This is a genomic window from Pseudomonas cichorii (genome assembly GCF_018343775.1).
Classification (GTDB): Bacteria; Pseudomonadota; Gammaproteobacteria; order Pseudomonadales; family Pseudomonadaceae; genus Aquipseudomonas; species Aquipseudomonas cichorii.
Genome location: NZ_CP074349.1, coordinates 2,132,154 through 2,146,189, shown reverse-complemented (window position 1 = coordinate 2,146,189; position 14,036 = coordinate 2,132,154). Strand labels below are relative to the sequence as shown.

General features: G+C 60.1%; 15 protein-coding genes. All 15 read left to right on the top strand.

Annotation, left to right across the window (positions count from 1 at the left end; genetic code table 11):
* Window positions 1-10: 10 nt before the first annotated feature.
* The 15 genes from sctS to KGD89_RS09515 all read left to right on the top strand — a co-directional run bounded on the left by sctS (window position 11) and on the right by KGD89_RS09515 (window position 14,030).
* Entirely contained in the window at window positions 11-271 is a 261-nt protein-coding gene (sctS, locus tag KGD89_RS09585; protein WP_025259563.1) for a type III secretion system export apparatus subunit SctS, read from the top strand.
* A gap of 1 nt (window position 272) precedes the next feature.
* Window positions 273-1,070 carry a type III secretion system export apparatus subunit SctT gene (sctT, locus tag KGD89_RS09580; RefSeq protein WP_025259562.1) on the top strand — a complete coding sequence of 266 codons (798 nt, stop codon included), beginning with the start codon at window positions 273-275 and terminating at the stop codon, window positions 1,068-1,070.
* 24 nt (window positions 1,071-1,094) lie between these two features.
* Window positions 1,095-2,180, top strand: coding sequence for a type III secretion system export apparatus subunit SctU (sctU, locus tag KGD89_RS09575; protein ID WP_025259561.1), 1,086 nt, complete (start codon window positions 1,095-1,097; stop codon window positions 2,178-2,180).
* 663 nt (window positions 2,181-2,843) lie between these two features.
* Complete coding sequence (locus tag KGD89_RS09570) at window positions 2,844-3,854, top strand: Gfo/Idh/MocA family protein (protein ID WP_025259560.1); 1,011 nt, start codon at window positions 2,844-2,846, stop codon at window positions 3,852-3,854.
* 33 nt (window positions 3,855-3,887) lie between these two features.
* The gene (locus KGD89_RS09565; RefSeq protein WP_025259559.1) at window positions 3,888-5,003 is read left to right on the top strand and encodes a DegT/DnrJ/EryC1/StrS family aminotransferase; all 1,116 of its coding nucleotides are present in this window, start codon (window positions 3,888-3,890) and stop codon (window positions 5,001-5,003) included.
* Window positions 5,004-5,516, top strand: a complete 513-nt coding sequence (locus tag KGD89_RS09560) for an NUDIX hydrolase (RefSeq protein ID WP_025259558.1) — start codon at window positions 5,004-5,006, stop codon at window positions 5,514-5,516.
* Window positions 5,513-6,601 carry a DegT/DnrJ/EryC1/StrS family aminotransferase gene (locus KGD89_RS09555; RefSeq protein WP_025259557.1) on the top strand — a complete coding sequence of 363 codons (1,089 nt, stop codon included), beginning with the start codon at window positions 5,513-5,515 and terminating at the stop codon, window positions 6,599-6,601. Before KGD89_RS09560 ends, KGD89_RS09555 begins: the two co-directional genes overlap by 4 nt.
* On the top strand, window positions 6,582-7,952 hold the full coding sequence (locus tag KGD89_RS09550; protein ID WP_025259556.1) for an NAD(P)/FAD-dependent oxidoreductase: 1,371 nt from the start codon (window positions 6,582-6,584) through the stop codon (window positions 7,950-7,952). Before KGD89_RS09555 ends, KGD89_RS09550 begins: the two co-directional genes overlap by 20 nt.
* Window positions 7,949-8,647, top strand: a complete 699-nt coding sequence (locus tag KGD89_RS09545; protein ID WP_025259555.1) for an HAD family hydrolase — start codon at window positions 7,949-7,951, stop codon at window positions 8,645-8,647. Before KGD89_RS09550 ends, KGD89_RS09545 begins: the two co-directional genes overlap by 4 nt.
* Before the next feature lie 2 nt (window positions 8,648-8,649).
* Window positions 8,650-9,762 carry a fatty acid desaturase family protein gene (locus KGD89_RS09540; protein WP_025259554.1) on the top strand — a complete coding sequence of 371 codons (1,113 nt, stop codon included), beginning with the start codon at window positions 8,650-8,652 and terminating at the stop codon, window positions 9,760-9,762.
* Window positions 9,759-10,667: an S-methyl-5'-thioadenosine phosphorylase gene (mtnP, locus tag KGD89_RS09535; RefSeq protein ID WP_025259553.1), complete on the top strand. Its 909-nt coding sequence runs from the start codon at window positions 9,759-9,761 to the stop codon at window positions 10,665-10,667. The genes KGD89_RS09540 and mtnP overlap by 4 nt, the downstream gene beginning before the upstream one ends.
* The gene (gene nudK / locus KGD89_RS09530; RefSeq protein WP_025259552.1) at window positions 10,664-11,260 is read left to right on the top strand and encodes a GDP-mannose pyrophosphatase NudK; all 597 of its coding nucleotides are present in this window, start codon (window positions 10,664-10,666) and stop codon (window positions 11,258-11,260) included. The genes mtnP and nudK overlap by 4 nt, the downstream gene beginning before the upstream one ends.
* An 8-nt stretch (window positions 11,261-11,268) precedes the next feature.
* On the top strand, window positions 11,269-12,183 hold the full coding sequence (locus KGD89_RS09525; protein WP_025259551.1) for an ABC transporter substrate-binding protein: 915 nt from the start codon (window positions 11,269-11,271) through the stop codon (window positions 12,181-12,183).
* On the top strand, window positions 12,180-13,367 hold the full coding sequence (locus KGD89_RS09520) for an MFS transporter (protein ID WP_051427721.1): 1,188 nt from the start codon (window positions 12,180-12,182) through the stop codon (window positions 13,365-13,367). The genes KGD89_RS09525 and KGD89_RS09520 overlap by 4 nt, the downstream gene beginning before the upstream one ends.
* 6 nt (window positions 13,368-13,373) lie before the next feature.
* Window positions 13,374-14,030 (top strand): HAD family hydrolase, encoded by a 657-nt coding sequence (locus KGD89_RS09515; RefSeq protein WP_025259549.1) that lies wholly within the window; start codon window positions 13,374-13,376, stop codon window positions 14,028-14,030.
* The last annotated feature ends 6 nt before the right edge of the window (window positions 14,031-14,036 follow it).

The window sequence follows — 14,036 nt, the reverse complement described above, 5'->3', positions numbered from 1 at the left end:
CCGAGGCTTTATGGAAACCCTGACGCTTTTCAAGCAGGCCATGTTGCTGGTGGTGGTGCTGTCCGCTCCGGCGCTGATCGTGGCGGTGATTGTCGGTGTCATCACCTCGCTGCTGCAGGCGGTGATGCAGTTGCAGGATCAGACCCTGCCATTCGCCATCAAGCTGGTTGCCGTAGGCGTGGCACTGGCGCTGACCGGACGCTGGATAGGTATCGAACTCATGCAACTGGCCTACCTGTCTTTCAACATGATCGGTCAGACGAGGCCTTGAGATGTTCGAACTCCCGTTCAAGGAAGTCAGCGAATCGATCATTGCCCTGACCATCGGCATGGCACGGCTGTACCCGTGCCTGTTCCTGATTCCGGCGTTCGCGTTCACCGAACTCAAAGGCATGCTGCGGCACACCATCGTGCTGGCCCTGGCCCTGTTCCCGATGCCCAGCATTCGTGCGTCCCTCACCGGCCAGACCCTCGACTGGCTGGACCTGACGGCGCTGCTGCTCAAGGAAAGCATCATCGGTCTGCTGCTGGGCCTGTTGCTGGCCATGCCCTTCTGGCTGTTCGAGTCCATCGGCTGCCTGTTCGACAACCAGCGTGGCGCGCTGGTGGGTGGCCAGATCAACCCGGCACTGGGCGACAACACCTCGGAACTGGGCCACATGCTCAAGCAGGTCATGATCCTGCTGATGATCCTGGGCGGCGGTTACGCCAGCCTGACCCAGATCATGTGGGACAGTTACCTGATCTGGCCCGCCACCCAATGGGTACCCGTCACCGGCCCCGAGGGGTTCGAGGTCTATCTCAAGCTGGTCGCCAGCACGTTCCGCTTCATGGTGCTGTACGCCGCGCCGCTGGTAGGCCTGTTGCTGCTGATCGAATTCGGCATGGCGATTCTCAGCCTGTACAGCCCGCAACTGCAGGTCTCGACCCTGGCGATGCCTGCCAAGAGCCTTGTAGGCCTGGGCTTTCTGGTGCTGTACATGCCCATGCTCACCTGGCTTGGCGAAGGGCGCCTGGATGAACTGAAAGACTTGAAGCACTTGCTGCCGCTGATGTTGCAGATCCCCTGACCGCCCTCTGCCGGAAGCCGGACCATGAGCGAAAAAACCGAAGAACCCACGCAGAAAAAGCTCGACGACGCACGCAAGAAAGGTCAGGTCGGGCAAAGTCAGGATATTCCCAAACTGTTCATTTTCGCGGCCTTGATCGAGATGATCCTGACCATGGTGGACTCCGGCATGGAGCGCCTCAAAGAGCTGATGATTCTGCCCATCATGGAGCTGGATCGGCCCTTCGGCGCCGCCCTTGGCGAAGTGATGACCAAGGCTGGCCTGGAGTTGTTGCTGTTCATGCTCCCGGTCCTGGGGGTTGCCGTAGTCATGCGCCTGGCCGGCGGCTGGGTCCAGTTCGGGCCGCTGTTCGCCACCGAGGCCCTGAAGCTGGACTTCGAGCGCCTGAACCCCATCAATCAGTTCCAGCAGATGTTCTCTTCGCGCCAGTTGTTCAACCTGTTCAACAGCCTGTGCAAGGCGGTGATGATCACCCTCGTGCTGTATTGGCTCCTGCCGCCGTCACTGGGCGACCTGATCGGCCTTGCCCAGACGGATCTGGACAGTTACTGGAAAGCGCTGGTCGACCTGTTCAGACGCCTGTCACGTATCTGTCTGGGTTTGCTGCTGGTGCTGGCAATCCTTGACTTCGCCCTGCAGAAGTACTTCTTCATCAAGGGTCAGCGCATGAGCCATGAAGATATCCGCAAGGAGTACAAGGAGTCCGAAGGCGACCCGCACATGAAGTCCCACCGCAAGTCCCTGGCCCGGGAAATCTCCGAGAAACCCGGCTCCGCGGCCCCGGCCCAGGCACCGGTCGAAGACGCCGACATGCTGCTGGTCAACCCGACCCACTTCGCCGTGGCGCTCTTCTATCGCCCTGAACAGACTCCGCTGCCGCGTATCATTTGCAAGGGGCGCGACGCCGATGCCCGGGAACTCATCGAGCGCGCCCGCAAGGCTGGCGTGCCCGTGGTGCGCTTCGTCTGGCTGGCACGGACGCTGTATCGCGAAAACGTCGGGCAGTTCATTCCACGGGCCACCCTGCAGGCTGTGGCGCAGGTTTATCGTTTGTTACGCGAAATCGATGAACAGGCAAAAGGGGACACGATCGAGATGCCTCACTATTGAGGCCTCATAAACAAAGAAAAATACGCCGAATTTTTTCCTTATAAATCAATATACTTACCCGCGTAACAAAAACACCTAATATCCAACGAATAAATAACGCACTGCCTTTTATAATTTTCCGTTCTATAGGCCGGGTTGCCACGCACAAAGCCCGCCTATAGATTCAGCCTCGTACTCAGTCAGCAAGACACACTGACGCAGTGGCTTCAACACGGACTATGTTGAAGTTTGAATCAGGCAATCACGGAAGATTTGTATTATGAATACTGATCAGAAAAGCAACTGCCGCTCCTCGTTCAAGGCAACACATGAACAATTCGCAAGAATGTTCGCACTTTCCGAAGCAAACCCGGACCCTGCAATCTCATTGCGTTCCCGGTTCGTAAACATCCTCACACCCCGCTCTCAAGGCCTGATGCGCGACGCTTGCGACACACTGCAGCCCCATAATATTCCTGACTTGATGACACCCCTCACAAGACTGGCTGAAAACAGCGAAGAGCGTTTTCATTAGCCGGTTCAATACACACCTCTTGCTCTAACTGTTTAAAAACGAACGCTGAACTTATTCGGTTTGTCCGCCCGACAATCCGTTACGGAATTCGTGTACGCGCTCGTCCGTACTTCCAATGAAATATGAATCTTTCCAAGATGGAGATAACTATGACTGGACTCAGAGTTGGTATCGTTGGTCTCGGCGCACAGATGCAGGAAAATCTGCTGCCCACACTTCTGCAAATGCCGGATATTCGTATCGTGGCGGTCTGCGACAGTGACCGTACCCGTGCCGAACAAATCAATCGTTTCGTATCCAACGTGATGATCACCGACAGCTTCGACGAAATGCTGGCATCCGCCAGGCTCGATGCAGTGGTCATGGCCTGCCCGCCCCAGGCGCACCGCGACCTTTCGTTCAAGGCCATGGCCAAGGGTGTACACGTATTCGTCGAGAAACCACCTTGCTTCACACTCGACGAACTGGAAGCACTGATCGCTGCCAGCAACGATGCCAAAGTGGTTACCGGCGTCGGCATGAACTTCAAGTTCGCCAAGCCCATGCAGCAGTTGCGCAAGATGACCAGCACAGAACAGTTCGGCCAGACCGTGCATGTTCAGCTCAACCACTATGCAAGCAAACCCACGTCGCCGCTCTGGGGCCTGGACTCGACACTGCGCTCCTTCCTGCTGGCCCAGGCCATTCACACCATCGACCTGGGCGTGACCTTCGGTGGCGGCGAACTGCGTGATATCGAGTCCCGGGTGCAGCGTCATGGCGACTCGTTGCTGGTCAGCCTCGAACTGCAATTCACCACAGGTGCCAGTGTCAGCCTGCTCAGCGGCACCCTGTTCCCCTACTTTGAATTCGACATGAAGATTGTCAGCTCGAACTCGATGATGGTGGAGCTCAACAACCTCTGGAACATCACCATGCACGAGCCGGAGCACGGCACCAGTGCCACAGGTACCGCCAAACGCTGGCGTGGGGCGTGGCAGCCAGGGCCACTGGATTCCGGCTATGAGCGCAGCGGTTATTTCGGCGAGCTGGAAAAGTTCTTCCATGCCGTGCGCACCAACACCGCCTTTGAAGCGAGCTTTGAAAGCTTGCGTGCGACTTACAAGGTGATCGAGAGCATCTGCGACGCAGCCGAACAAAATCTTGCCCTTAGCGCTTGAGCCCAACCAAAGCCTGTTACGGAATCCATGAAAATGTCAGCCAATCTTTCCAGCACCGCAAATGCACACGCTCCCGTTTCCGATAAATATCGCCCGGTATACGCGGACGACCTGCTCACCATGAAACTGACCCTGGAACGTCCGTTGTCGGGCACCAGCGATGTGGTGGGCGAATACGAAAGCAAACTTGCCGAGTGGTTCGAGGCGCAGCATGCCATTGCCGTGTCGTCAGGCGGCGCAGCCCTCAGCGTGGCTATTTACGCATCGGGCGTGGGTCCGGGCGATGACGTCCTACTGACGCCTAGCTGCCCGCTGTGTACCATCTACCCGATCATTGCCGCCGGCGCCAACCCCATCTTCGTCGATACCCGCGCCCATGGTTTCGGTGCAGACCCGGCCTCGATCAAGGCTCGCATCACGCCGAACACCAAGGCCATCATCGACATCCCGATGTGGGGCTACCCGAGCGAAGTCGACGAGTTGCGCCTGCTGACCCATGAACTGGGCATCAAGCTGATTCTGGACCTGGCTCACTCCCATGGCACGACCCTGCAGGGCCGTCCACTGTCGCAGTTCGGTGACCTGTCCTGCTTCAGCACCCACGAGCGCAAGCCACTGGCGACCGGAGAAGGCGGTTTCATCCTCACCGACGACGATGCACTGGCAAAGCGCTGCCGCGACTACAGCCGCTTCGGCAACCTCAATGGCAAGGATTTCGGTCTCAATTACAAGCTCGCGGCACTGCCGGCAGCCCTGGGCGGCAGCCGTCTGGCGTCCCTGGCCGGGCAAATCGAGAAACGCCGGGAAAACGCGGCCTACTTCCTCAGCAAGCTGGATCACAGCAAGGTCCGGGAGAAAAAAATCATCGATGGCGGCCAGCCGAACTATTACTTCCTCAACCTTGAGCTACATTTTGCCGACAACCGTGCTTTCATCGACTACCTCGATGATGCGGGCATCCCTTCCGACATCAAGCGCTATGGCTGCAAGGCGCTCTATGAATTCCCGGCACTTGCCCAATACCGCAACGAGTGTCCAAATGCCGAAGCCTTGCTGGCAGGCATGACGACAATTCCGGTTCATCCGGATATTACCCAGACGGAACTGGACTACATGGCAGAACGCATCAACCAGTACGGTGCCGCCTGAATGACGGCCCCTCTCGATCGCTCACAACTGGATCGGCATTTCACCGCGTCCGGGTTCGTCTTGAACCCGGACAGGAAGATGCTGCTGTTGCATCACCGCAAGCTCGGTGTCTGGCTGTATCCGGGCGGTCACATCGAACAGGGAGAAACACCCGACGTAGCCGTACTGAGGGAGATTTTCGAGGAAACGGGCATCCGCGCCGAACTGCTTGGCGAACGCGATGAGGAACTTGCCGATATCGAAACCGACGTCACCGTATTGCATCAACCCTACCGGGTGTTGTGCGAATACATCGATGACAAGCGCGGGCCGCACTATCACCTGGACCTGATCTATGTCACGGCAACCCCTCTGCTCGCCTGCCCGGACGACAGAGAGGTGGAAAATGCGCGATTCTTCAGCCATCAGGAAACAGCAGCGCTGCAGATGTTTCCCAACTTCCGGCGAATGGTAGACCGAGTCTTCGCAGACGATGCGCTGTGGGATCTGGTGGGAAAAAAGGTGTCGCCATGAACCTGAGAACCGTTACCCAGAAAGGCACCCTGCACTCGGCTGACGACCTTCGCGAGCTGGAAAGGGCCCTGCACTCGGGCCTGACGGGTACCTCGCCGATTGTCGAGGAATACGAAGCCGCGATTGCTGCGCTGTACGGCATCAAGCATGTGATCAGCGTTTCGTCCGGTGCGGCTTCGGTGACGGCCGCGCTGGCCGGCGTCGACTTCCGGCCGGGCGATGAAGTCATCGTCGCCCCGACAGGACCGATCTGTACGGTACTGCCCATTCTCGCGATGGGGCTTGTACCGGTGTTCTGCGATGTCGCGCCGGACAGTTTCGGTCTGGACCCGCTGGATCTGCGGCGCTGTATCAGGCCGCGGACCTGTGCAGTGATCGAAGTACCGATGTGGGGTTATCCGGTCAACTCGAACGCGACCTGGGCTTTTGTGAAGGAAGCCGGAATCCCGCTGATCCAGGATCTGGCTCACGCCCACATGACCCGTCTGGACGGAACATGGCTGGCACGTCATGGCGACATCAGTTGCTTCAGCACCCATGACTGCAAGTTCATCTCCACCGGCGAAGGCGGCTTCGTGATGACCGATGACGATGAGCGGGCACGGCGGATTCGCGCCTACACCCGCTTCGGCAATCTGACTGGCGAGTCCCTGGGCATCAACCTGAAACTGGGCGGGCTGCAGGCTGCCCTGGGCCTGGCCCGGTCACGTCAGCTCAATGCACATCTGGAGCAACGCCTGAGCAATCGAGAACGGCTTCTGGGCCTGCTGGACAACCCGGCGTTTCGCGAAATGCCGGTGGTCCCCGGTGGTGTGGTGAACGGTTATTCGCTGCTGCTGCAATCGGTGGGGCATGACGGTCGCCAACTGGTGCATTACCAGCAGCGGCACGGTATCGAGTCCGATATCGGCAAGTACGACAACCAGCCGCTGTACCAACTGCCGTTACTGACCTGGTATCACCGCGATTGCCCCAACGCCGCCAGGTTGCTGCGTTCATTGACGACGGTGCCGCTGCACCCGGATCTGAAGGACGACGATCTGCATTACATCGCCAAGGTGCTCAATGACTACTCTCCCAACTGAATCGGGCACACGCTCGGGCCATGCGGTGGTGATCGGCGGCAGCGTGACCGGCTGCCTGACCGCTGCCGTGCTGGCGCGGCGCTTCGAGCGTGTCACCGTGATCGAGAAAAGTGATTTCTACGACGAAACCGGTCCGCGCCAGAGCCTTCCACAGGAACACCACGTGCATCTTCTGCTGTTGCGCGGCAAGCAGATCATGGAAGGCATTTTCCCGGGCCTGCTGAGTGCGCTGGAACAGGACGGTGCCCAGGTAGCGGATCTGGGACACGATGTGAAGTGGTATCAGCGCGGCCGCTGGAAAAACCGTTACCGCAGCGGCATCCATGCCCACTATTGCAGCCGCAGACTCATCGACAACCAGTTGCGCCGCTGCCTGACGACAGTACCCCAGGTCGAGATTCTGTCCAGCACGCGAGTGACAGGGATCGAATTTGCCGGTGCCGACAGACAGCGCCATGTCAAAGGCGTGAACATCGACAACGGCTCGGGTGCGCACCACCTGCCTTGCGACCTGCTGGTGGACTCCAGTGGCCGGGGCACGCACATGCCCTCCTGGCTGAAAGAGGCCGGCTTCGGCACGGTGCAGAACAGCGTGGTCAAGACCGAGCTGGGTTATGCATCGCGCATCTACAAGCGGCTCCCCGCTTTCGCCGAGCAATGGCAAGTGCTGCTGGTGTTGCCAGCGGCTCCGGAACAACGCTCCATGGGGGTCATCAGTCCCATCGAGGGTGACCGCTGGATGGTGACCACCGGTGGCTGGTTCGGCCACTTTCCCGGCAAGGACCCGGACGATTTTCTGCAGGCACTGGCCAACCTGCCGGTGCCTGATATCCACGAAGTCATCCGAGAGGCCGAGCCGCTGTCGGAGGTCTTCACGTTCAAGATGCCCGGCAGCCGCCGCACCCATTACGACCGCCTCGAACACTGGCCGGAAGGTTTGCTGGTCGTGGGTGATGCCTTGAGCAGCATGAACCCGCTGTACAGCCAGGGCATGACCATCGGCGCACTCGAAGCCGACTGCATCGACAACCGCCTGGACGCGCTGCTAGAGCGTTCACTCAGTTGCCATCAGTTGCAAGGCTTGCTGTGTGGTGTGGTCGACGGCGCATGGAACATGGCCACGACCGAAGATTTCCGCTTCCCGGAAACCTCCGGCGAACGCACCTGGCGCACCCGCTTCGACCATTGGTACGGCGCCGGGCTTGGCAAGCTCTCGGCAAACAATCGCCGGGCGCTGGAAACACAAATCGGTGTGACCAATCTGGTGGTGGACCCCAGCCGGCTCTACGCGCCGGCGATTGCGTCGCGCATCGCACTCAATGCCCTACTTCCCTGGAACAGCCGACAATGATCGACGACCCCCTGCATTTTTCCGGCATCGAACATGTGGTGTTCGACTGGAACGGTACCTTGATCGACGATATCGATCTTGCTGTCTTCGCCGTAAATCGCTGCGGCGAGCACTTCGATGTCCCGCCCATTACCGCTGAGCGGTACAGGGCTCAGTTCGACTTTCCCATTGCCGGTTTCTACGCGGCGCTCGGTTTCGATCTGGATCGCGTGCCCTTCTCCACCATCGTCCAGCGTTATCTGGAGCACTTCGACGCGAATGTCGCTCACTGCCCGCTGCACCCGGGCGTGATCGAGTTTCTCGACGCCGCAAAACGTGCCGGTATCGGCGTCTCGATACTCTCGGCGTCGCATTGCGATGTGCTGGTGCAGACCCTTAGGGCCAAAGGCCTGTATGACTATTTCGAACATGTCGTGGGGCTGAGCCATAACCAGGCGACCAGCAAGACGGCCGAGGCCATTGTGCTGCAAGAGACGCTGGGGACACCCGCCTCACGAACCCTGTTCGTCGGCGACACGCTGCACGATTTCGAGGTAGCGAATGCGGTGGGCTGGTCGCCGGTGCTGGTCTCGACAGGCCATCAGAACAGCGAACGACTGCGCGTCAGCGGTGCGCCGCTGCTCAACAGCCTGGACGAACTGCTGCAACGCTTTGCACCTGCTCAGGCACTCTGCGCCGAAACCGGGGAGGCCTGACCATGACCACCTCGCACATGGTGCTGATCGGCCTGATCGCGACTGCATTGGCATTGCGCGCGCTGGTCGCCTTTTACTACCGCGACCATCAGCGCATTCTGCGGCTGCTGAAGCTGGAGCCACGGATTGCCGGCCGCAAGGAACACTACTACCGGCCATGGGATGGATGGCTCGCGCCACTGCCCTTCATCTGGACCTGGCTGGATATCGTGGCCGCCGTGCTGCTGGCATCGATCTACTCGACGCCGCTGATGTGGCTGGTGGTGGTGCTCTGGAGCGGCGGACGCCTGCGCGCACTGCAGGAATTCGGACACAACGCCGTGCATTTCGCGTTGTGCCCCAACCATGAATGGCAGTGGTGGCTGAGTAACGTTTTCTATCAGTTTCCAGCGTTCAAACGCGACATGCGCAGTCGCCATCAGACCCACACGATGGAACACCATCGCAACCCCAATCACCCCGACCGTGATCCGAACCGGGCCAGGGTCCAGGCCGGTGGCTATGTGGCAGGCATTTCATCCAGCAGTTTCCATACGCTGCTGCTTTACCCGCTGACGCCTGGTGGCGCCTGGGTCAACCTGACAACCATGGCACGCAACAGCCTGTTGAACCATTCGCGGCTGACGACGGTGCTCCGGGTGCTGTGTCTGATAGCCGTCGCCGCCCTGCTCTACTGGGCTGGAGGCTGGAAAGGCGTGCTGTTTGGCTGGCTGGTGCCGCTGATGACCTCATACCCGGTCTTTGCCTGGGTATCGCTGCTCACCGAACACCGCTGGTTTGTCGAAGGAACATCCCGAGACCGACGCGACCTCGAATACCTGGCAGGCCGCCCCACCGATTATTTCGGCATCAGCGGATGGCTGATCCGCGTGTTCATCGCACCGACGTCCGATGCCTACCATCTGGCCCACTCGCTGTACCCCGGCGTTCGCTGGAACTACCTGCCAGCCATCGACCGGCACCTGAAGATTCATGAACCCCGCTACAGCAACAACGCCAGTGAAGGCCTGCTGCTCAGGCGCGGCAGCGCACCTACTGCGCTTTCCGAACTGTATGAACGTCTGGTGACCACCGGACACCCAGAAAACACCCTGAAGACGAGAGGCAGCGTGTGAATAACTCATCGACACAGCAGCAGGTTCAACGTATCGGCATCATTGGCGGCAGCGGTCTTCAACAACTGCCCGGCCTGAAGGATATCGAGCTGGTCGAATGCGAGACCGCGTTCGGCAAACCTTCATCAGCCATCACCCTGGGCACGCTCAACAATGTGCCGGTGGCCTTCGTGCAGCGCCACGGCGTCGGACACACCATCCCGCCAGCCTTCATCAATGTGCGGGCCAACATCGCTGCGCTGCGCAGTGTCGGCTGTACGCAGGTGTTATCGGTCAGTGCCGTGGGCAGCCTGACCCACGATGCGCCACCAGGCAGCTTCGTGCTGATCGATCAATACATCGACCGCACGATCAAGCGTGACAAGACTTTCTTCGGACCCGGTCTGGTGGGCCATGTACCGTTTGGCGACCCGGTGTGCGGACGCATGCGCTCGGTACTGGCAACCGCCGCAGAAACCGCTGACGTGCAAGCCCTCAATGGCGGCACTTACGTGGTCATGGAAGGACCGCAGTTTTCGACCCGCGCCGAATCCCACCTCTATCGCCAGTGGGGCGGCACCGTGATCGGCATGACCGCCATGCCCGAAGCCAAGCTGGCTCGCGAAGCAGAGCTTTGCTACGCGATGATTGCCATCCCCACCGACTTCGATTGCTGGCACGAGTCCCACGAAGACGTGAACGCCACCCTGGTTGCCGAGCGCATGGCCGACACCTTTACCCTGACCCGCCGCCTGGTCACCGAAGCCGTCACCCGGCTGGGTGAACACCAGGGCGCCTGCTCGGCCGGGTGCGACCACGCGCTGGATACGGCCGTGATGACGGCACCGGAGCATCGCGATCCGGAGATGGTCGCACGCCTGCTGACCGTTGCGCCCAACGCCACTCACCTGGGAGCCAAGCCATGAGCAAGGCCATTCCTACCAAGGACCGGGTGCAGATCAAGAAGGTCGAAGTGCTGTCGGACAACTGGTACGTCCTGCGCAAGACCACGTACGACTTTCAGAGCAATAACGGCACCTGGAGCACCCTGACCCGTGAAACCTATGACCGGGGCAACGGCGCAACCATCCTGCTCTACAGCAAGCTGAAACAGACTGTCGTCCTGACCCGGCAGTTCCGCTTTCCCGCCTTCGTCAACGAACACGACGGCATGCTGGTCGAAACCTGCGCCGGGCTGCTGGACCGGGACGATCCTCAGACCTGCATCCGCAAGGAAACCGAGGAGGAAACCGGTTATCGCATTCAGGAAGTGCGCAAGGTGTTTGAAGCCTTCATGAGCCCGGGATCGGTCACCGAACGCTTGTACTTTTTTGTCGGGGAGTATTTCGACGAAGACAAACTGAGCGCCGGTGGCGGTCTGGAGGACGAAGGCGAAGACATCGAAGTCCTCGAACTGCCTCTGGACGAAGCGCTGTCGATGATCGAGACCGGCGCGATCTGCGACGGCAAGACCATCATGCTCCTGCAATACGCCAAACTGCATCGACTGCTGGAGTGAGGCCGGGCATGGATGAACTTATCGCTATCAGTTCGATGGAGCACGCAGAGCTTGCCGAGTTCATGGCGGGTATCAGCGAACAGGTCGGCGTGCCTGTGCGCCTGTCGCGCTGGTCCACTTCGGAGTTGATCGAGCGGGTCATCAACGGCACGGCGGGTGACTGGGACCTGCTGCTGGGGACCGCTGCCACCGCCCTCCTCGATCCCGCACTGGCTTCACAGTTGCGGGCTCTTGACGGCCTGGATGACTCGACATTGCCTCCCAAGGCAATTGCCGCCGACAGGCGCTGGTTCAGCCCGTCAGGCTTTGTGCCCGCCTTTTGCTACGACCCGCAGGTACTCGCCCAAAATGGCCTGACACCGCCACTCTCCTGGGAAGCGCTTTGCGCACCGGCATGGTCGCAACGCATTGCCCTGCCGGACCCGGGCCGCTCGGGGGCCGGTTATCTGCACCTGAGCGCACTGCTGGAGCATTACGGCGATGGGGCCTGGGAGATGCTGGCCGACGTTGCGCAGCTACGGCCTTCGATCAGCGGATCTTCGACGGCGCCAATAGAGGCCGTACTTCAGGGCCATGCATTGGTCGGAGTGACGGTGTCCACGGCGGCCACTCGCGCAGCGGCGCAGCATTCGTCCTTGCGCTGGTGCGTCCCCGCTGATGCCCGGCGCTACGAGTTTGAAGTATTCGGCTGCCGCGCCAGTTCGCCACGGGCAACCGAGGCGATAAAGGCGCTCAACTGGATGCTCTCGCCGCACGCGGCGGCAATCAGCAGAAGCTACGGCAAGGTCGTTGTCGGCGGTGTGTCCAGCGACACACTGGCAGCGGTCGATCTGAAAGCACTGGATGCCATCGAGGCCAGCCACACCAAGGTTGCTCGTTGCGCACGCTGGCATTCACTGTTCGACACAAAGGCAGGCCTATGACAGACACGGCTCACACAGAACGACGCCCCTGGGCGATTTACCTGATGTTCGGCCTGTTCGGCGCTCAACAAGGCATGCTCGGCCCCCTGATGCCCTTTTTGCGTGCCGAATTCGGTCTGGACCTGCGCTGGACCGGTCTGCATTTTGCGGCCTATGCATTGGGGCTGGTGATGATCGGCATCCCCTATCGCTGGCTTGAGCGAAGGGCATTACCAATCGGCACCGGGCGTATCGCAATAGGTTCGATCGTGCTGGCGAGCGGACTGTTCGCCATTGCGGGCGGCTTGCCCATGACACTGCCGGGCAGCGTCCTCATGGGATTGTCCGGAGGGCTGGTCATGGCCGTCGGCCAGGCCATGCTCGGCAAGCGCTATCGCCAGCAGGCTGCCGCGAAACTGGTGGAAGCGCACATTGTGGCAGGGCTCTGTGTGCTGGGAGGTGCGCTGCTGGTCGGGGCAGCGACGGCCATGGGGCTGTCCTGGCGCACGGCTCCGCTGATCGTCAGCGCATGGGCCCTGGTGATGTTCTGCGCACCACAGACGATCCATCGACCAGAGCCTGATCAGACGGCCTCACCGGAAACAGCCACGGACACCACGGATGCGCAGCGTCTGACCCGGCTCAGCCTGTGGGCGCTGGTGATACTGGGGATTTCCGCAGAATGGGGTGTGGGCTTCTGGGGTGCGGAATATATCAAGACCCATGCGCAGACCAGCGCATCGGTGGCCGCTACCCTGATGAGCCTGTACTTTGCCGGCACCGTCTGCGGACGTCTGGCCAGCAGCTATGCACTGCGTCGTATATCACCGCTGACATTGCTGAGTTCGGTGATTCTGAGCGCCATTGCTACACTGCTGGTGCTGTCGTTTATCGAAGGGCTGGTCGGTACAGCGATATTCATCTTTGTACTGGGTGCCTGTCTGGGCAATTTCTTCCCGCTGATTCTGGGCTCAGCCATGCGCATCGCGCCCCACGCAAGCTCGGCACTCAGCACCCAGGCTTCACAGGCTGTGGGCGTCGCGTTGTTGCTGGCACCCTTTCTGCTGGGGGTGCTGTCAGAACGCATAGGGGTCGAAGCCGCCTTCAGCTTGCTGATCGTCTATCCCCTGCTCATGTTGCCGCTGGTACCGGCCCTGCGGGGTGTCTGGTCACTGGGCAACACTACTGAACACTTAAAGGAGTAAGAACCAATGGCCCTTTCTGCGCTGTTGTTCGATCTGGACGGAACCCTCATCGATACCGATGAACTGCACCTGAACGCCTACAACCAGTTGCTGGCACGCTGGGATCGCTCGATGGACATCGGCTACTACAAGGCCCATGTCATGGGCTTCCCGGATGACATGATTTTCGGTGGCCTGTTCCCCGACATTCCCGCCTCACAATACGCTGATCTGGCCGCTCAGAAAGAAGCCATGTTCCGCGCTCAACTGGGAGAAACCATCCCCGTGCCTGGCGTCTTGCGCATTCTCGATCATGCACAGGACACCGGCCTGCGCACTGCCGTTGTGACCAACGCGCCACGAGAGAACGCAATGGCCATGTTGACCGGCCTGGGGATCGTCGATCGTTTCGAGACCATCGTCATCGGCGGAGAACTGGAGCGCGGCAAACCCCACCCCATGCCCTACCTGACCGCTCTGGAACTGCTGGGCGTGAGCGCCGACAACGCGCTGGCCTTCGAGGACTCGCTGGCGGGTGTACAGTCAGCGAACGCCGCTGGCATCCATACCTTCGGCGTCCTGTCGGGGCTTGATGAACACCAACTGCGAGAAGCGGGCGCCAAAAGCGTGATCCGTGACTTCAATGATGAGGTTCTGTGGAATCTGTTGAAATCGTCGTCCTGATGCGAT